General features: G+C 60.5%; 15 protein-coding genes. 1 reads left to right on the forward strand and 14 read right to left on the reverse strand.

The annotated features are described in order from the left end of the window. Positions 1–280: 280 nt before the first annotated feature. Positions 281–1,831, forward strand: a complete 1,551-nt coding sequence (ppx, locus tag MHM37_RS03205; protein WP_139528330.1) for an exopolyphosphatase — start codon at positions 281–283, stop codon at positions 1,829–1,831. Here the strand turns inward: ppx and tilS are convergent. The 14 genes from tilS to uppS form a co-directional block, all read right to left on the reverse strand. Next, positions 1,828–3,117, reverse strand: coding sequence for a tRNA lysidine(34) synthetase TilS (tilS, locus tag MHM37_RS03210; protein WP_239295797.1), 1,290 nt, complete (start codon positions 3,115–3,117; stop codon positions 1,828–1,830). The genes ppx and tilS overlap by 4 nt on opposite strands. Then, a complete protein-coding gene (gene accA, locus MHM37_RS03215) occupies positions 3,098–4,054 on the reverse strand; it encodes an acetyl-CoA carboxylase carboxyl transferase subunit alpha (protein ID WP_139528328.1) in 957 nt (318 codons plus the stop codon). Before accA ends, tilS begins: the two co-directional genes overlap by 20 nt. A 146-nt stretch (positions 4,055–4,200) precedes the next feature. Beyond that, positions 4,201–7,704, reverse strand: a complete 3,504-nt coding sequence (dnaE, locus tag MHM37_RS03220) for a DNA polymerase III subunit alpha (protein WP_139528327.1) — start codon at positions 7,702–7,704, stop codon at positions 4,201–4,203. 42 nt (positions 7,705–7,746) lie between these two features. Continuing rightward, positions 7,747–8,364, reverse strand: coding sequence for a ribonuclease HII (gene rnhB / locus MHM37_RS03225; protein ID WP_219862705.1), 618 nt, complete (start codon positions 8,362–8,364; stop codon positions 7,747–7,749). Then, the gene (lpxB, locus tag MHM37_RS03230; RefSeq protein WP_219862703.1) at positions 8,354–9,529 is read right to left on the reverse strand and encodes a lipid-A-disaccharide synthase; all 1,176 of its coding nucleotides are present in this window, start codon (positions 9,527–9,529) and stop codon (positions 8,354–8,356) included. Before lpxB ends, rnhB begins: the two co-directional genes overlap by 11 nt. 29 nt (positions 9,530–9,558) lie before the next feature. Beyond that, a complete protein-coding gene (gene lpxA / locus MHM37_RS03235; RefSeq protein WP_153843453.1) occupies positions 9,559–10,326 on the reverse strand; it encodes an acyl-ACP--UDP-N-acetylglucosamine O-acyltransferase in 768 nt (255 codons plus the stop codon). Next, on the reverse strand, positions 10,323–10,766 hold the full coding sequence (fabZ, locus tag MHM37_RS03240; RefSeq protein ID WP_044629712.1) for a 3-hydroxyacyl-ACP dehydratase FabZ: 444 nt from the start codon (positions 10,764–10,766) through the stop codon (positions 10,323–10,325). Before fabZ ends, lpxA begins: the two co-directional genes overlap by 4 nt. Positions 10,767–10,901: 135 nt before the next feature. Further along, positions 10,902–11,939, reverse strand: a complete 1,038-nt coding sequence (gene lpxD, locus MHM37_RS03245; protein WP_219862701.1) for a UDP-3-O-(3-hydroxymyristoyl)glucosamine N-acyltransferase — start codon at positions 11,937–11,939, stop codon at positions 10,902–10,904. Between the two features lie 51 nt (positions 11,940–11,990). Beyond that, positions 11,991–12,491 (reverse strand): OmpH family outer membrane protein, encoded by a 501-nt coding sequence (locus MHM37_RS03250; RefSeq protein ID WP_139528410.1) that lies wholly within the window; start codon positions 12,489–12,491, stop codon positions 11,991–11,993. A 19-nt stretch (positions 12,492–12,510) separates the two neighbouring features. After that, positions 12,511–14,841 (reverse strand): outer membrane protein assembly factor BamA, encoded by a 2,331-nt coding sequence (gene bamA, locus MHM37_RS03255; RefSeq protein WP_239295906.1) that lies wholly within the window; start codon positions 14,839–14,841, stop codon positions 12,511–12,513. Between the two features lie 121 nt (positions 14,842–14,962). Further along, a complete protein-coding gene (rseP, locus tag MHM37_RS03260; RefSeq protein WP_239295796.1) occupies positions 14,963–16,321 on the reverse strand; it encodes an RIP metalloprotease RseP in 1,359 nt (452 codons plus the stop codon). Between the two features lie 43 nt (positions 16,322–16,364). Beyond that, entirely contained in the window at positions 16,365–17,561 is a 1,197-nt protein-coding gene (ispC, locus tag MHM37_RS03265; protein ID WP_239295795.1) for a 1-deoxy-D-xylulose-5-phosphate reductoisomerase, read from the reverse strand. Further along, complete coding sequence (locus tag MHM37_RS03270; RefSeq protein WP_239295794.1) at positions 17,558–18,379, reverse strand: phosphatidate cytidylyltransferase; 822 nt, start codon at positions 18,377–18,379, stop codon at positions 17,558–17,560. Before MHM37_RS03270 ends, ispC begins: the two co-directional genes overlap by 4 nt. Next, positions 18,372–19,157 carry a polyprenyl diphosphate synthase gene (uppS, locus tag MHM37_RS03275; RefSeq protein ID WP_219862695.1) on the reverse strand — a complete coding sequence of 262 codons (786 nt, stop codon included), beginning with the start codon at positions 19,155–19,157 and terminating at the stop codon, positions 18,372–18,374. Before uppS ends, MHM37_RS03270 begins: the two co-directional genes overlap by 8 nt. Between the last annotated feature and the right edge of the window lie 47 nt (positions 19,158–19,204).

Here is a 19,204-nt window from a genome sequence, read left to right on the forward strand (position 1 = left end):
TGACTGCTTAGCATGAGGGTGCAAATAAACTAGCTAATCTGATTGGCACGGAGAATGCGTTTCAGCGGGCTGTCTGACGACTTGGACATCTGGCTGATGCCATCTGGGTACGTACTGCTCGGGGTGCCCGAGTCAGTGCGCTTGTTTAGACGAACAAGCCAACTCGGATCAAGCCAGTAGCTCGATGGTAGTCAAGCCCCGCGACAAACGCAAGCCTTTGGCAATTGACAATAGTCAGAGGTCGCAGCAACCTTGGCATAGCCAATTTGAAGGATAGCTCATGCCCAAGGACATTTCGCTCCCCATCGCCGCCGCCCCTGCCGAGTTCGAGAGCGGCGAGCCGCAGCGCCTAGCCGCCATTGACCTGGGCTCCAATAGCTTTCACCTGCTGGTGGCTAATTACCAAAATGAACGATTGCAAGTCGTGGCACGCCTGGGCGAGAAGGTCCAACTGGCGGCAGGACTCGACGAAAACGGTTATCTCAGCGAAGCCGCCATGCAGCGCGCGCTCGACTGTCTGGGCCGATTTGCGCCGTTTTTGACCGATATTGAGGGGTCTCACCTGCGCATCGTGGGGACCAACGCGCTGCGAGACGCCCATAATAGCCAAACGTTCATCGAACGAGCGGAGGCGCAGCTCGGCCACGCCATCGAAATCATCGCCGGGCGTGAAGAAGCCCGTCTGATCTATCTGGGCGCCGCCCACGCGCTGGCCGAAAGCGGCCGACGCTTGATTGTCGATATTGGCGGTGGCTCTACCGAATTCATTATTGGCGAAGCCTTCGAGCCCAAAGCGCTGGAGAGTCTGCGCATGGGGTGCGTTACCTTTACCAGCCGTTTTTTCGCCGATGGCGATCTGACGGAAAAACGTATGCGTCGCGCCGAGCTGGCGGCCCTCTCGGAGCTGGCCAATATACAGCGTCCCTACCAGCGCCTGGGGTGGGACGACCCCGTTGGCTCCAGCGGCACGATCAAGGCCGCCGCTAGCGTCCTGTTCGCCTATGGCGACACGCCACAAGAAGGCGTAATCACACGCAGCGGGCTCAAGAAGCTGCGCGAGCGGCTGCTCAAATGCAAACAGCTCGACAAAGTGGAATTGGAGGGATTGAAGCCTGATCGTGCGCGCGTTTTCCCTGCAGGCATTGCTATCTTGAGCGCTATCTTCGAGGCGTTCGACCTCGAACAGATGCGCTTCGCAGATGGCGCGCTGCGTGAAGGAGTCCTGTACGACATGGCGGGACGCAATAGCGCCGAAGACACCCGCTCCAACACACTGGAGATGCTCAAACGGGTCTACGACGTCGATACGCGCCAGGCGGACAACGTCGCCGACACGGCCAATCGTCTGTTCGAAGCGATTAAAAAGCCGTGGGGGTTGACCGCCGAGCAGGGCCACTACCTGACGTGGGCTAGCCATGTGCATGAAATCGGTCTGGCCATCTCCCATAGCCAGTTTCATCGCCACGGCGCTTATCTATTGGAGCACTCCGACCTAGCCGGATTTTCACGCCCCGAGCAGCGGTTGCTGGCGTTTTTGGTGCGTGCCCATCGGCGTAAATTCCCCATTAAAGAGTGGCAAGCGCTGCCGGCGTCCCAGCAGGCCAGCGCAGTCAAACTGGCGCGCTTGCTGCGTCTCGCGGTCTTGATCAACCACTCGCGCCCGGAAGGCGCGCCGATCCCGCCCGAGATCACGGTGGATCATCAAGGTGAAACGATGACCATCACGCTGCCCCCCAGCGATGAACCAACGCTGCTCAGCACTGATTTAGAGCAGGAGCAGGCGTTCATGACCAACGCAGGTTTGACGCTTCATTTGAACATACCGACCTAACACTCGTGCTCGAACGTGACCCCCTTCGCCTGCCAAAGTACCTTGGCAGGCGGTTGGAGCACGCCTAGACAGCGCTCTCCCGCCATGACGATCACCAAACGCCTGCGCTCCCAGGGTGGCAGCGCCTGCTCTTGCAGCCAGCGTTTGAGATCACGCCGACCGCGCCCAGGCAGGTCGAGCACCTCGCCGCCCTGTCGCCAGCGCAGCATAACGGGGGCGGTGCGGTCGCCATCGACGCCTAGTCGCAGCTGCAGCGGCCCCAGTGGCGTTGAAACCCCCGGCGCGCCGTTCCACGGCGTTTGCCAATTTGGCAGCGCAACCAATGGCGCCATCAGATACAGCCTGTGCCGCCATACCCGCGCCTGGGCACCGGACCACTCGACGAGCACCTGGGCATCCTGGGCAGCGCTGAGCTGGCCGAGCAGGCTGGTCAAGCGTGCCTGGGGAGGCGTCGGCAGCCCGCATTGCTGGCAGAGTGTGCGCACCAGCAGGCGCTGGCGGGGTAGTGGCAGCGCCATCAGTGCCGACGCGTCGAGACAGCCCGGCGCTAACGTGAGTCCGGCCAGCTCATCGGCAGCGTAGCTGGCGAGCAGCGTATCGGCCTCACCAGCCAAGCCTGCACTTTGGGCCAGGGAGCGCACCGCCCCTGGCCAGCGCTGGGTCAGCGTTGGCAGGATCTCATGGCGCAAGCGGTTGCGATCGAATGCTATATCGCGATTGCTGGGGTCTTCACACCAATCAAGCGACAGCGCGTGGGCCGTATCGGCCAGGGTTTGACGCGTGACGCCAAGCCACGGGCGCAGCAGCGTGATGCCCTGCCACTCCCGTCGAAATGGCATGCCTGCCAGCCCACGAATGCCGCTACCCCGCAACGCTGCCAGCAGCAGCGTTTCTGCCTGATCGTCCTGGTGCTGCGCCAGCCATAGGGTGTCACCCGCAGGCACATGCAGCGCAAAGGCCGCGTAGCGGGCACGCCGGGCGGCGGCTTCCACACCGTCTCCCTTGACGTCCACGGCCACACGCTCGATGGTGAGTGGGACGCTCAGGCGCTGGCACAGCCGCTGACAGTGGCTTTCGAAGTCATTGGAGGCGGCTTGAAGACCGTGATTGACGTGCAACGCGCGCAGTCTATTGCCGCTGCCGCGACACACCTCGGCAGCCAGCGCCAGCAGCAACGAGGAGTCCAAGCCGCCGGAGAGGGCAACCCAAACGCAACGCCCTGGCGGGGTCTCCGCCAGGGCGTCTTCGAGCAGGCCTAACAGCCGTTTAGGCGGCTGGGGCGCCATAGCTCATCAGCCGCGCATAGCGGCGCTCTAGCAGGGCGTCGCTATCCAGCGCCTGCAGGCGTTCGAGGCTGGCCGACAGCGCTTCTTTAACCCGCGCTGCGGTATCGATCGGGTGACGATGAGCGCCGCCCAGCGGCTCTTTGATCAACGAGTCCACGAAGCCCAGCTCCTTCAAACGCTCGGCCGTAATGCCCATGGCCTGAGCCGCGTCGGAGGCTTTCTCGGCGCTCTTCCACAAAATGGAGGCGCAGCCTTCCGGAGAAATCACCGAGTAGGTCGAGTACTGCAGCATGTGCAACTCGTCGCACACACCGATCGCCAGCGCTCCACCGGAGCCACCCTCGCCTACCACGGTGGAGACGATCGGCGTCTTCAAACGTGACATGACCGCCAAGTTATAAGCAATCGCTTCCGACTGGCCGCGCTCTTCGGCATCGATACCCGGGTAGGCCCCTGGGGTGTCGATGAACGTCAGGATCGGCATCTTGAAACGCTCGGCCATCTCCATCAGACGGCAGGCCTTGCGATAGCCTTCCGGACGCGGCATGCCGAAATTACGGCGCACTTTCTCTTTCACGTCGCGACCTTTCTGATGCCCAATCACCATGACCGGGGCGTCGTTCAAACGGGCGACCCCGCCGACCAAAGCGGCATCGTCGGCAAAGTTACGGTCGCCGTGCAGCTCGTCGAAATCGGTAAAGATGTGCGCTAGGTAGTCCAGCGTGTAAGGACGCTGGGGGTGCCGCGAGAGCTGCGACACCTGCCACGGTGTCAGGTCTTTGAAGATGGATTCCGTTAACTTGCGGCTCTTCTCCTCCAGCCGTGAAATCTCATCGGAGAGATTCACTTGGCTGTCAGAACTCACCAAACGCAGCTCCTCAATTTTTGCCTGGAGTTCGGCAACGGGCTGTTCAAAATCGAGATAGTTAGGATTCATCGGCTCTGCCTGTAAGCTGCCTATAAAAAAATAAGCCTTGTCGAAACGAGCATATTGGGCGCCATTATCGCACCCTGACCCTGCCACGCAAGGCAATGCCCGCTCAATTCCGTACGAGCGCCCTGGGGCGCTCGTACGCTAGGTGATTAACGGTAGCGTAACTGGACGCCTACCTGCCCTTGCACATCACGCAGCGCAAGCAGCAGATCATCGCTCGGCGCAACCTTCCACTCCTCGGCCAGCTCCAGCCAAGCGGTCGCGTCTGGATGGCGGTACTGCAACCGCACGGGGAGTCCGGTGTCATCCCGAAAAGGGGTCAAGCTATCTCGCAGGCTCTCGACCAATCGGCCATTGATCTGTCCGGCATCCAGCGCCAGCTCGACGGCTTGGCCGTAGCGCACGCGGGCCGTGACCATCGGCGTCACATCTTTGCCGCGCAGCCGTAGGCCACCGGAAAAGTCGTCGCTGGAGACTTCGCCCTCCACGATGATCACTTGATCCGACTCGATTTGGCCGCGTAGCTGCTCGAAAAGTTCGCCAAACAGCGACGCTTCGATACGTCCGGTGCGGTCGTCCAGGGTGATGAATGCCATGGTATCGCCACGTTTGGACTTCATGGTGCGCATGGCGACCACCAAACCCGCTACCCGCTGCGGTTCCCGAGAGGGTTTCAAATCGCTGATACGCGTCGACACGAAGCGCTTGAGTTCGCGTTCGTACTCGTCGATGGGGTGCCCGGTCAGGTAGAGCCCCAGGGTGTCTTTTTCACCAGAGAGCCGCTCACGGTCCGTCCATTCGCGCACATGACGATACTCGGCGTAAACATCGCTGGCCTCTTCTTCGGCGACGAAGGCATCGCCAAACATGTCCATCATGCCCAGGTTCTGGTTGGCGTGATTTTGCGCTGCCGCCTTCAGTGCGTCTTCCATCGCCGCGAACAGCACCGCCCGGTTAGGCCCCAGGTTATCCAACGCGCCAGAGCGTATCAGCGCTTCCAGGGTACGCTTGTTCATCCGTTTCGGATCGATGCGGCGGCAGAAGTCGAACAGATCCTTGAACGGTCCGTCCGCGTTTCGCGCTTCCACAATCGCGCCAATCGGGCCTTCTCCGACGCCACGTATCGCGCCCAAGCCGTACACCACCCGCCCGTCGGTATCCACGGTGAACTTGTAGCCACCGACGTTGACATCCGGTGGCGTCACCGTCAGCTTCAAGTGACGACACTCTTCGATCAGCGGCACCACTTTGTCCAGGTTGTCCATCTCGGTGGACATCACCGCCGCCATGAAGGGCCCTGGGTAGTGAGCTTTGAGCCATGCGGTTTGATAAGACACCAGCGCGTAGGCCGCCGAGTGCGACTTGTTGAAACCGTAACCGGCAAACTTCTCCACCAAGTCGAAGATATTGCCCGCCAAGTCTTTGTCGATGCCGTTGGCGGCACACCCTTCCATGAAACCTGCCCGCTGCTTGGCCATCTCTTCGGGCTTTTTCTTACCCATGGCACGGCGCAGCATGTCGGCCTGCCCAAGGGTGTACCCTGCCATGACCTGGGCGATCTGCATGACCTGCTCTTGGTAGAGAATGATGCCGTAGGTAGGCGTCAACACCGGTTTCAACAGGTCGTGCTGATAATCCGGGTGTGGATAAGAGACTTCCGCCCGGCCATGTTTCCGGTTGATGAAGTCATCCACCATGCCCGACTGCAATGGACCGGGGCGGAACAGGGCTACCAAGGCGATCATATCGTCCAGGGAGTCGGGCAGCAGGCGCTTGATTAGCTCCTTCATACCGCGGGATTCCAACTGGAAGACCGCCGTGGTTTCTGCCCGCTTGAGCATCTCGAAGGTTTTGCCGTCGTCCAGGGGAATGGCGTCGATATTGAGCGGCCCCTGGCCGTTAGCGTCACGCACCTTATCCACCATCTCAAGCGCCCAATCGATGATGGTGAGGGTACGCAAGCCCAGGAAGTCGAATTTGACCAGCCCGGCGTCTTCGATATCGTTCTTATCGAACTGCACCACCAAGCCCGCGCCGTCTTCATCGCATAGCAGCGGCGAAAAGTCGGTGAGTTTGGTGGGAGCGATCACCACCCCCCCTGCGTGTTTACCGGTACCCCGCGTGGTGCCCTCGAGTTTCAGGGCCATTTCCCAGATCTCTTCGGCCTCTTCGTCATTCTCGATGAACTCTTTGAGCGCGGGCTCCTGCTCGATGGCCTTGGCCAGCGTCATGCCCACTTCGAACGGGATCAGCTTGGAGAGCTTGTCACCCAGCGAGTAGGGCTTGCCCTGGGCACGGGCCACGTCGCGCACCACGGCTTTGGCCGCCATGGTGCCGAAGGTGACGATCTGGGAGACCGCGTTACGACCGTAGCGGTCGGCCACGTACTCGATGACCCGGTCGCGCTTCTCCATGCAGAAGTCGACGTCGAAGTCGGGCATGGACACACGCTCAGGGTTAAGAAAGCGCTCGAACAGCAGATCGTAGCCGATGGGGTCGAGGTCGGTGATCTTCTGCGCGTAGGCCACTAGTGAACCCGCACCGGAGCCACGCCCTGGCCCCACCGGTACGTTGTTGTCCTTGGCCCACTGGATAAAGTCCATCACGATCAGGAAGTAGCCGGGGAAGCCCATCTGAATGATGACGTTGAGCTCGAACTCCAGCCGGTCGCGATAGCGCTGGTCGATCTCGCGAAACGCGTCGCTGTCTCTGGGGTACTGCTCGGCGGGAAACAGAAAATCGAGCCGCTCCGTTAGGCCATCGTGGGAGACCTTGCGAAAAAACTCATCCTGGGTCATGCCTTCGGGAATGCCGAACTCGGGCAGGAAGATCTCTCCCAGACGCACATCGACGCTGCAGCGCTCGGCGATCATCACGCTGTTTTCCAGCGCCTCGGGGATATCGGCAAACAGCGCCGCCATCTCGTCGGGGCTTTTGAGGTACTGCTCTTCGGTATAGCGGCGTTCGCGGCGCGGGTCGTCCAGGGCTTTACCCTCACCAATGGCGACGCGGGTTTCGTGGGCCCAGAAATCCTCACGCTCCAGAAAGCGCACGTCGTTGGTGGCGACGACCGGCGTGCCGGTCTCGATCGCCAACTGAACGCTAGCGTGTACGCAGGCCTCTTCCAGAGGGCGGCCGGTGCGGATGAGCTCCAGGTAGAAGCGGTCGGGAAACGCCTGCTGCCACTCTTCCAGCAGCTGGCGCGCTTCCCGCTCGTGCTCGGAGAGCAGATGGCGGCCAATCTCGCCTTCACGCCCGCCCGACAGGGCAATCAGACCTTCGCTCTGCGCCAATACCCACTGTTTATCGAGGATCGCCCGTCCCTGGCGCTGACCGTCGGTCCAGCCTTTGGAGATCAGTTCGGTCAGGTTACGGTAGCCCACGTCGTTCATCGCCAACAGCGTGATGCGATAGGGGTGCGCCTCATCATGGGGATTCGAGAGCCAGAGATCGCTACCGATGATCGGCTTCAGCCCGGCGCCCTGGGCGGCTTTGTAGAATTTGACCAAACCAAACAGGTTGGCTTCATCGGTGAGCGCCAGCGCCGGCATCCCGCGCTCAGCGGTCGTGCTGACCAGTGACTTGAGTTTGACCAAGCCATCGACCAGAGAGTATTCACTGTGCAAACGAAGATGAACGAACGGAACCGTCATGGGACTCTCAGCATTGAACGCTAAATGAAATGAAGTGTGCGACTACAGCAGCGCTAACTGGCGCTGTACGGGCGCGAAGCTCTTCCGGTGCTCGGCCAGTGCACCGTGGGCTTCCAGCGCCGCCAAGTGTTCCTTGGTGGGGTACCCTTTGTGGCGGGCAAACCCGTATTCAGGATAGCGCAGATCCAGCTCGGCCATTTGCGCATCCCGCGCCACCTTGGCCAGAATCGAGGCGGCGGCAATCGCGGGATGACGAGCGTCACCCTTCACCACGGCCTGCCCCGGCAGCGCATGCCCCGGCAGCCGATTGCCATCCACCAGCAAGTACTCGGCCTGGGGACGTAGGGCATCCACCGCGCGCCGCATGGCCAGATGCGTTGCATGATAAATATTGAGCGTGTCGATCTCCTCTGCGCTCGCCTCTGCCACGGCAAACGCGAGGGCACGCTCGCGAATGAGCACATCCAACGACTCACGCCTGCGGGCAGTGAGCTTTTTGGAGTCGGTTAAGCCGTCGATAGGTGCCTTGGGGTCCAGAATCACGGCGGCGGCGACGACGCTCCCCACCAACGGCCCACGACCGACTTCATCGACCCCCGCCAGGAAATCCCCCGCATACTCCACCACCAGCGGTGGAAAGTCGGCTGGTTTAGTCGGCATCCGATTTAGCCTCCAGCGGCTCGCCTGCAACCAAAGCGGTAATCGCCTGCGCGGCGCGCTCGCTGGCCGTGCGTTGCAACGTGGCATGCATCGAGGCAAAGCGCGCTTCTAGTGCGTGACGCGTCTCGGCATCGCTCAGTCGCTGGTCTAACTGCTCGGCAATCGCCTCCGGCGTCGCCGCGTGCTGAATCAGCTCTGGTACCACGCTCTCCTGAGCGATCAAATTCGGCAGCGAGATCCACTGGGTTTTCACCAGTCGTTTGGCGAGCCAATGGGTCGCGGGTGCCATTTTATACGCCACCAGCATGGCGCGATGGCACAGCATGGCCTCTAGCGCCGCCGTACCGGAGGTCAGCAGTACCGCATCGCTGGCGACCATCGCCTTGCGGGCTTGGCCCTCCAGCAGCGTGATCCGCTGGGCCAACGCGGGGTAGCCTGCCAACAGCGCGCCAAGCTCGGTATAGCGCTGAGCGGTGGCCGCAGGGATCACCACCTGCAACTCCGTGTGGCGCTGGCACAGCAGCATCACCGCCTCCAAGAAGGTGGCCCCCATGAAACGAACTTCGTTCCGCCGAGAGCCGGGCAGTAGCGCTAATACCGGTGCGCCCGGGTCCAAGCCCAGCGCACGGCGGGCCGCCTCGCGATCATTTTCCAGCGGCAGTTCGTCGGCCAACGGATGACCAACGAAGGCCACGGGAACGTGGTGGCGATGGTAGAAATCCGCCTCGAAAGGCAGCAGCGTGAGCATGGCATCCACCGCGTTGGCGATTTTCTTCACACGCCCCTGACGCCACGCCCATACCGATGGGCTCACGTAATGGGCCGTCGTGATACCCGCGGCACGAAGTTGCTTCTCCAGGCCGATATTGAAGTCGGGGGCGTCGATGCCGATCATGATGTCCGGCTGCCAAGCCAGCGCCTCTTCACGCAGGGTACGGCGCACACGAATGAGTTCGGGCAGGTGCTTGAGTACCTCGACCAAGCCCATCACCGAAAGGGTTTCGAGAGGAAAGCGGCTCTTCAAGCCTTGGGCCTCCATACGAGGGCCGCCCATGCCGCGAAACTCCACCTGGGGATGGCGGGCGCGCAGCGCCTGCATCAGTCCCGCACCGAGGATATCGCCGGAGAGTTCGCCTGCCACAAGGTATACGCGCTGCAGTGTCATAGTGACGGGAGAGCCGGTTAAGAGAAGAGTTAGCGAACGATACCGCGGGTCGAGCGCTCAATGGAGTCTGCAAACTGCGTGACTTCCGGCAGATCGAAGCGGCTGCGCATTTCGCTGACTGCTTGTTCGACGGTCAAGCCTTGACGATACACCAGCTTGTAAGCGGAGGTCAGCGCAGCGATCGCTTCACGGCTAAACCCGCGGCGCTTCAAGCCGACCAAGTTCAAGCCACGCGCCTCTGCGGGATTACCATTGATCATGACGTAGGCAGGCGTGTCTTTGGTAATGATCGAGCCGCCGCCCGCCATGGCGTGCTCCCCAAAGTGACAGAACTGATGCACGGCGGACAAGCCGCCCAAAATGGCGTGATCGCCCAGCGTCACGTGACCCGCCAAGGTCACTTGGTTGGCCAAGATGCAGTCGTTACCAATGACACAATCATGGCCGACATGTACGTATGCCATAAACAGATTGCGCGAGCCGATAGTGGTCTCGCTGCGGTCTTGCACGGTACCACGATGCAGCGTGACCCCCTCTCGGATCACGTTATCGTCACCCATCACGAGACGCGTTGGTTCGCCCGCGTATTTCTTGTCCTGGCAGTCTTCGCCCACCGAGGCGAACTGGAAGATACGCGTGCGCTCCCCCAGTATCGTGGGGCCTTTCACCACCACATGGGGGCCAATGACCGAGCCTGCGCCAATCGTAACGTCTGCCCCAATCACGCTAAACGGGCCAACCTCGACGTCATCGGCAAGCCGTGCCGCTGGGTCGACCAAAGCAGTAGGATGTATCAAGCCACCTTCCTCTCGGCACAAATGATTTCCGCTTCGCAGGCCAGCTCGCCGTCGACCGTGGCACGGCAGGCAAACTTCCAAATGCCCCGTTTGCCGCGAATGACGTTGGCTTCGAGCGTTAGCTGGTCACCTGGCATGACAGGACGCTTGAAGCGTACGTTGTCGCTGCCTACGAGGTAATAGACATAGCCGTCGGCCGGCAGCTTGTTGACCGTTTTGAACCCAAGGATACCGCATACCTGTGCTAGCGCTTCAACGACCAGTACGCCGGGCATGATGGGATGGTGAGGAAAATGGCCGTTGAAGAACGGCTCATTGATGCTCACGTTTTTGTACGCAACGATGGTTTCGCCCACGGTTAACTGCGTGACTCGATCCACCAGCAAGAACGGGTAGCGGTGGGGCAAGTATTCGCGAATTTCGTTGATATCCATAACCATCGTAACGACCTCTAAAATGACGAAAGGCCTGAGCAGTGTCAGGCACGTACCAGCAATCCTACTGGTAAAAAGGCAGTGGATTATAACCTGCTGCTATGAAGCCTCAAGCCACTCCCTTAGGAAATCCTTCTTTCTTCACGATTCACGCTGGCTTTTTTCTACCCGCGCCAAACGCTTGGCGATATCGTCGAGCTGCTTGAAGCGCACTGCATTTTTGCGCCATTGGGTGTTGCTCATGGCACCGGTACCCGACGAGTACACCCCCGGTTCGTGAATTGAGTTGGTGACCAAACTCATGCCTGTGACCTGCACCCCATCGCAGATGGTCAGGTGGCCCGAGAGTCCCACGCCGCCGCCCAACATGCAGTGCTTACCCACTTTGGTAGAGCCTGCAATGCCGACACAGCCAGCTAGCGCGCTATGGTCACCAATGGTGACGTTGTGCGCAATCTGCACTTGGCTGTCGATTTTGACATCGTTGCCAATTACGGTATCGCCCAACGCGCCTCGGTCGATACTGGAACAGCTTCCGACTTCCACATCATCGCCGAGCACCACGCCGCCCAGCTGAGCAATCTTGTGCCAGCCAGCCCCATCGTGGGCAAAACCGAAGCCGTCGCCGCCAATCACGCAGCCGCTTTGAAGAATGACGCGCTTGCCCATCACGACGCCGTGACACACGGTCACATTGGCGTGCAGCCGCGTGTCATCGCCAATCACGCAGTCCGCGCCAATCACGCTACCTGCCCCAACGACCACGCGATCGCCCAGCACGACGCCAGGCTCGATCACTGCATTCGCTTGCACGCAGACACCGTCTCCCAGCATGACGCCATCGGCGACCACAGCCGTGGGGTGAATGCCCGGCACGTCACGCGCAGGCAGCGGATCGAAGAGCTGGGAGAGCTTGGCGTAACCCAAGTAGGGGTTTTCCATCTCCAAGCGCGGCACCGGGCAGTTCTTGCCATGCTCTGGGTGCAGCAGCACGGCCGCCGCCTGGGTGGTGGCCAAGTCTTTCAAGTAGGCGCGATTGGCAAGAAACGCGACCTGATCCGACGCTGCTTCCTTGAGCGTTGCCAAACCGCGGATGGGCTGATGGTCGTCGCCTTCGAAATCAACGCCGAGGTGACGTGCGATGTCCGCAAGGGTGAGAGTGTAAGAAGCGTGCGTCATGGGAGCCCAAGGAAGCAGTGGTGCGGCCAAGCCGCACCGAGGGTCATTAAATTAGTTCAGCGAATCGAAAATCTGGGTGACTTCGTTGGTCACGTTGGGTAGATCCGTCGAGGAGTGCAGCACACCTTGCGGCTCTACGAGGACGTCAATGTTATGACGTTCGAGCACTTGCTCGACGGCCTGCTCCAGTTTGGCTTCGGCCCCTTGCAAGAATTGCTGCTCGGAGGCCTGTTGCGCTTGCAGCACTTCACGGCGCAGCTGCTCGAAGCGACCGCCCTTCTGCTGCAGCTCGGCAATCAGCGACTCGCGCTCCGATTGAGACATGGTCTCCCCTTCCTGCTGCAGACGCGTCTGCAACTGCTGTAACTCGCCGCCCAGCGCCTCGGCTTCACGCTGCTGGCTACCGATTTGCCCTTCGAGCTGACTCAGCGAAGATTGAGCCGACTGTGTATTCATCAGCGCCGCACGCCAGTCCAGTACCGCAACTTCAGCGGCATACGCCGGTAGGGTCATCGCCCCTAATAGACACACAGCAGCAGTCAGTTTACGCACCATGATGTTACTCCTTCAATTAGAACGTTTGACCCAGCGAGAACTGGAAGAACTGCGTATCATCACCACTTTCGTCATTCAGCGGCTCAGCCACGCTAAAGGTCAGCGGGCCTACCGGCGTCAGCCACGAGAGGCCAACGCCCACGCTGTAGCGCAGATCGCCAAGGTCAACGCCCGAGCTGCACTGCTGGCGTCCTGCATCCGCTTCCAGCACGTCGTAGCACGAGCTCAGGAAGGTGTTACCTGCATCCAAGAACAGCGAGGGCTGTACCGAGCGCTGGTTCTCGACGAACGGCATCGGGAAAAGCACTTCGGCGGAGCCTTCTACCAGTACGTTACCGCCCAAGGTGCGGTCACGGCCACCCTCACGGGCGGGCGTGGTGCGCTCGCCCAAGGTGTTGGAGGTAAAACCACGCACCGAGCCCAGGCCGCCTGCATAGAAGTTTTCGTAGAACGGGTAGGGATCGTTGCTGCCCAGCGTATCGGCGTAGCCCAAATTACCGCTGAACTTCAGCACCCAGGTTTCGTCATCGTTAAACGGGAAGAGCTGCTGCGCGCGGGCCTGGAGTTTGTAGTACTCCGCATCGCTACCCGGCACGCCGGTTTCCAACGAGACGCGCTGGTAATTACCGGCGGTCGGCATGATGCCCCGGTTCAGGTTGTTGCGTGTCCAGCTCGCGGTCAACTTCAGGCTTTGCGCATTTTCGCCTTCATCTTCCACATAGCGGCGGATTTCCGAGGCAGTGTCGAAGTAGGTTTTCACCGTGACGTCTTCGACGCTGGCACCGAAGTTCAGGCGAGACAACTCGCTGATGGGGTAGCCGAAGTTGATACCGGCACCGTAGGCATCGGTCGAGAACGTCGAGATATCGGAGTCGGCGTAGTCGGTTTCGCGGTAGAACACGTTGTACCCGCGAGAGATGCCGTCCAGCGTCCAGTAAGGATCGGTGAAGGCGAAGTTGACGCTGGTGAAGGTGTCACTGCGTTGGGCGCCGACGTTGACACGGTTACCGGTGCCAAGGAAGTTGTTTTGAGCCAGGCCGACCCCGTAAATCACGCCCGCGCTCTGCGAGAAGCCGACGCTTGCAGAGACCGAACCGGAGGGCTGCTCTTCCACGTTATAAGTCACGTCCAGCAGATCGGGCTCACCCGGTACCGGCTGCGTGTCGACTTCCACTTGGCTAAAGAAGCCCAAACGCTCCAGACGCTGACGCGACTGCGTGATCGACTCCGTCGATGCCGGTGCGCCTTCGAGCTGGATCATCTCGCGGCGCAATACTTCGTCCTGGGTCGTGGTATTACCGTAGAACTCGATTCGACGCACGTAAGCGCGCTGACCTGGATTCACAGCAATCACGAGATCGACCGTTTCACCGTCATCGGCCACTTCAGGAATGCCCTGCACCTCGGCAAAGGCGAAGCCTTCCGCGCCCAGACGCTGGCGCAGCGCTTCCGTCGAGGCGTTGACATCGCCACGGGAGAAGATATCGCCGCTGTTGATTTCGAGCAGGTTGCGGGCTTCGTTTTCGCTGATCTGCAAATCACCGGCAAAGCGGATATCGCCTACGCGGTACTGGCTGCCCTCATCGACATTGAGCGTAATGAAGATGTCGGACTTCTCGGGGCCAATCGATACCTGGGTCGACGTCACATCGAAGTTGACGTAGCCACGATCCAAATAGAACGAACGCAGACGCTCGATATCGCCAGAGAGCGCTTCGCGGGAGTACTCGTCTTTGGAGAACCAGCCAAAGATACGCCCTGGGCGGTCGTTCAGCTCAAAGACGTCGCGCAGCGTCTCATCGTCGAAATCCTGGTTACCGACGATATTGATCTGGCGGATCTTGGCCACTTCGCCTTCGTTGATATCGATGTTGACCTGAACGCGGCCTTCGTCGATCTCCTCGACGTTAACGTCGATGCTAGCGCTGTAACGCCCCTGGGATTGATAGACGCCCTCGAGCTCACGCTCGATCTCTTCGAGCGTCGAGAGCTGTAGGACCTGCCCTTCCGACAAACCCGACTGGCGTAGCCCGTTGCGCAGGTCTTCATCAGAGATCTGGTCGTTACCTTCGATGTTCAAGCGCGCGATGGTGGGGCGCTCGACCACTTGGATCACCAGCACATCGCCTTCCCGGGCCAACGAGACGTCTTCGAACAAACCGGTGGCGAACAGGTCACGGGCGGCCGCGGCGAGCTGCTGCTCGTCGACACGGTCGTTGGCGCTCACCGGGAACGCATTAAAGACCGAGGCGGCGGAAACCCGCTGCAGTCCTTCCACACGAATGTCTGAAACGTCAAAGGATTGTGCTTGGGCGCCGCTGGCGCCTACCAGCAAGAGTGCCGCCATTCCAAGGGTCTTGATTTTCATGCAGTCAGTTCGCTCGCGTTGGTCTGCCCGTCGGTTAAGACAGGCACCATATACATTTGTGCAGGCAGATGACAAGGCATCCAGCGCGCTACACGCGTTATTACCACAGGCGCATCAAATCGAAATAGAGCGCCATTAGCATCAGGGTACCGACCATGGCGAGCCCGATGCGCAGCCCTATCGCTTGTGTTTGCTCGGATACCGGCCGCCCACGTAACACCTCGACGAAATAGTAAAGCAGATGACCGCCATCAAGCACGGGGATGGGCAGCAAATTCAGCACCCCTAGGCTAATCGACAGATAGGCGAGGAAGCCTACGAAGGCTTCGAGCCCCGCGCGTGCCGAGTCGCCGGAGATTTGTGCAATGGTGATCGGCCCGGAGAGGTTAGAGGGGGAGATAAGCCCCACCAGCATCTTTCGGATCGCATCTACCGTCAGTAGAACCATTTCACCGGTGCGCGACAGCGCTTGGCCGACGGCTTCGATCGGCCCATAGCGAATTTCGCGTTGCAGCGACTCAGGCCAGCTAAACGGCTCTGCACCGGCTCCAATGTACCCAACCTCGTCACCACTCTCCAGCGTATTACGTCCTGGCGTGAGCGAGAGCGTGCCCTGTTCGCCTCCACGCTGGTACGCAACGCTTAAGGTCTCACCCGCGCTGTCGCGAATCACAGCGACGAACTGCATCCAATCATCGATGGGTTCGCCATCGAGCGACACGATACGATCCCCCGGTTGAAGCCCTGCGACATCGGCCGCCTGCCCAGAAACGACCTGACCGAGCACTGCTGGTATGTCAGGGCGCCAGGGTGAAAAGCCCAGTGTTTGCAACGGTTGAGGTGGATCCTGGCGCACCATGTAGTTACTGATTGGCAGTTGATAGCGGCGTGTGGCACTCGCCCCCTCTGGCGTTGCCTCGATGGTGAGCTCGCCGCTATAGCCGATCATGGACACCAGCTTCAGATTGATCTCTTCCCAAGAGCGCGTTGGCTCGCCCTGGATAGCGGTGATTTCACTGCCCTGCGCCAAGCCCGCCTGCGCAGCCGGCGAGTTCGGAGTAACGTCGCCGACGATCGGTGCCACCGTGGTCGTTCCCGCCACGAACAGTGCCCAGTAGGCGACGATGGCGAGCAAAAAGTTGGCGATGGGACCCGCAGCGACGATGGCAATGCGCTGCCATACGGTTTTGCGATTGAAGGCTTGGTCCAACTGGTCGTCTGGCACCGGCGCTTCGCGCTCGTCGAGCATTTTGACGTACCCGCCCAGCGGAATGGCCGCCACCGCAAACTCAGTGCCGTGACGATCCACCGTCGACCATAGCGGTTTACCAAACCCTACTGAAAAGCGCAGCACTTTGACGCCGCAGCGACGCGCGACCCAAAAATGCCCGAATTCATGAAAGGTCACGAGCAGTCCCAGCACCACAATGACAGCTAAGATATTCTGTATCAGGCCCACTTTTCGCTCCTTTGCACGACGCGCTGCTCAGCATTAGCTGAGGCTAAGCGATTGACTGACGTAGGGTAAGTGCCGCCTGTTCGCGCGCCCAGCGATCCGCCGCTAGCACGCACTCCAAAGAATCGGCCTCGCCACGGTAGGGCAGCGCCATGACATCGGCGACGAGCTCTGGAATCGCGCCAAACGCAATGCTTCCCGCTAAAAATGCCTCGACGGCCACTTCATTGGCTGCATTCAAGATGGCCGGGGCGGCACCACCGGCCTGCATCGCCTCACGGGCGAGACGCAGACAAGGAAAGCGCGCTTCATCGGGAGCCTCGAAATCGAGTCGCGCCACCTGGAACAGGTCAAGTGCTTCTACACCGGCGTCGATCCGCTCGGGCCAAGCCAAACCATAAGCGATGGGCGTGCGCATATCGGGATTACCCAACTGCGCGATTACCGAACCATCGTCATAGGCCGCCATGGAGTGAATGACGCTCTGGGGATGAACGACCACTTGAATCTGCTCGGGCGAGGCATCAAAGAGCCAGCACGCCTCGATCAACTCGAGACCTTTGTTCATCAGTGTGGCGCTATCCACCGAGATTTTTCGCCCCATGGACCAGTTAGGATGGGCGCAAGCTTGCTCGGGCGTGGCACGTGCGATCTGCTCGGCCGACCAGTTACGAAAGGGCCCGCCGGAAGCCGTCAACAGTAGCTGACGCACGCCGTGCTTGGCCAATCCACCGCGATGTTCGCAGGGTAGACACTGATAGATGGCATTATGTTCAGAATCGATCGGCAGTAGCGTGGCCCCTGAACGCGACACGGCGTCCATGAACAGTGCCCCACTCATCACCAGGGCTTCTTTATTGGCGAGCAGTACGCGCTTACCCGCCTCGGCCGCCGCCAGCGCGGGCAACAGTCCCGCCGCTCCAACGATTGCCGCCATGACGGTATCGACCTCAGGGGCACGGGCGACATCGCACAATGCTTCCTGCCCCGCCAGCGCCAGGGTATCAGAGCCTGCTTGGCGAAGCGCCTGCTGCAGCCAATCGGCATCGGCGGCGTCATCCAGCACGGCAAAGCGGGGGCTATGGGTATGACACTGTTCCAGCAGTGCCTCTTTCGAGGTATGCGCTGTCAGTGCATGGACCCGGTAGCGATCAGGATGGCGCGCGATGACGTCCAGCGTACTTTTCCCAATGGAGCCAGTGGCACCCAGTACGGTGACCGATTGAATCGAGGCCTGACTCATAGCGCGCTCACCTGAAGGGATAGCACCTGCAGATAGAACAGCGCGAAGATGGGAATGGCCGCCGTGAGGCTATCGATACGATCCAACACACCGCCGTGGCCCGGCAGTAGCTGGCTGGAGTCTTTGATATTGCGGTAGCGCTTCAACATACTTTCGAACAGATCACCCAACACGGAGGTGAGCGTGACCACCGCGGTAATCGCTACCAGTGCGACGCCACCCAGTACACCCAATGGCTGCCAGGCGGCAAATAGCAACGCCAGCAGCGTCGTAGCGGCCAACCCGCCGTAGACACCCTCCCAGGATTTTCCTGGGCTCACCCGCGGTGCCAGCTTGCGCTTGCCCCAACGGCGTCCGGCAAAATAGGCACCAATATCGGCCGTCCAAACCAACAGTAACACAAACAGCAGCCACACCGCCCCGCTCTCGCGCAGTACGTTGAAGCCTACCCAGCACGGTAGCAGCACCCACACACCCATTAGCAGGCGACGCGACGTGGTATGCCACTGCTGACTACTTTGCGGGTAATGCGTCACCCAGTAAAGATTGAGCAGCCAACCGACGGCCGCCAGCCATAGCGGCCACACTGCATACGCCGCACCGCCCAGCCACAGCAGCGCCAACAGTATCGCCATCCCCGCGACCAGCGCCATCCGCGTGCGCGACGCGCCTACGCCTGCCAGGTTGGTCCACTCCCAGGTACCCAATAGCACGATCAACGCCGTAAACAGCGCAAAGGTACCTCCCTGTAAGCCAAACAGACCGATTAGCGTCACGGGCGCCAACCAGGCTGCGGTGATCATCCGCTGTTTAAGCACCTTGCGCCTCTATTTGTTCGTCAGTCATTCCAAAACGGCGACGTCGTAAGCAAAAATCGTCGAGCGCTTTGTCGAAGGCCGCCCCATCGAAATCTGGCCAAAGCAAGGGCGAAAAATGCAGTTCGGCATAGGCCAGCTGCCATAGCATGAAGTTCGAGAGCCGCTGCTCGCCGCTGGTGCGAATGCACAGATCCACCGGCGGTACGGCGTCGGTGTTCATGGCCGCATCCAAGCGTGCTTCGTCGATGTCGTCGGCCGACAGCTCTCCGGCCGCCACCTGCTCGGCGAGCTCGCGGGCGGCTCGGGCGATGTCCCACTGGCCGCCGTAATTGGCAGCGATCACTAGGTGCATGCCCGTATTATCGGCCGTCAGCGCTTCGGCACGCTGGATATGCTTTTGAATTGCATGGGAAAAGCCGCGCTGCTCACCAATAATCGAGAGGCGGATATTGCGCTCGTTGAGCTTTTTGACCTCACGTTTGAGCGCCATCAAAAACAGCTCCATGAGCGCGTTCACCTCGGCGGCTGGGCGCTTCCAGTTCTCACTGGAGAAGGCGAACAAGCTCAGCGTTTGCACGCCTCGCTCGGCCGCACGCTCGATCACCGCACGTACGGCTTCGACACCCGCACGGTGGCCGCGCACTCCCGACAGCCCCCGTGCCCGCGCCCAGCGGTTGTTACCATCCATAATGATAGCAACATGGGACGGCAGTGCTTCCTCGGATCGAGAAAGCATCGTGCCGCCCGGCTGCTCTTGGGGAAGCTGCGGAGACGTCATGGGTTCTCGCACCAAAGATCAGTCATAAGTAAGCCAAGCGATGGCCC

Origin of the sequence: Halomonas sp. MMH1-48 (assembly GCF_022348105.1) — a bacterium.
GTDB classification, from domain to species: Bacteria; Pseudomonadota; Gammaproteobacteria; order Pseudomonadales; family Halomonadaceae; genus Vreelandella; species Vreelandella piezotolerans.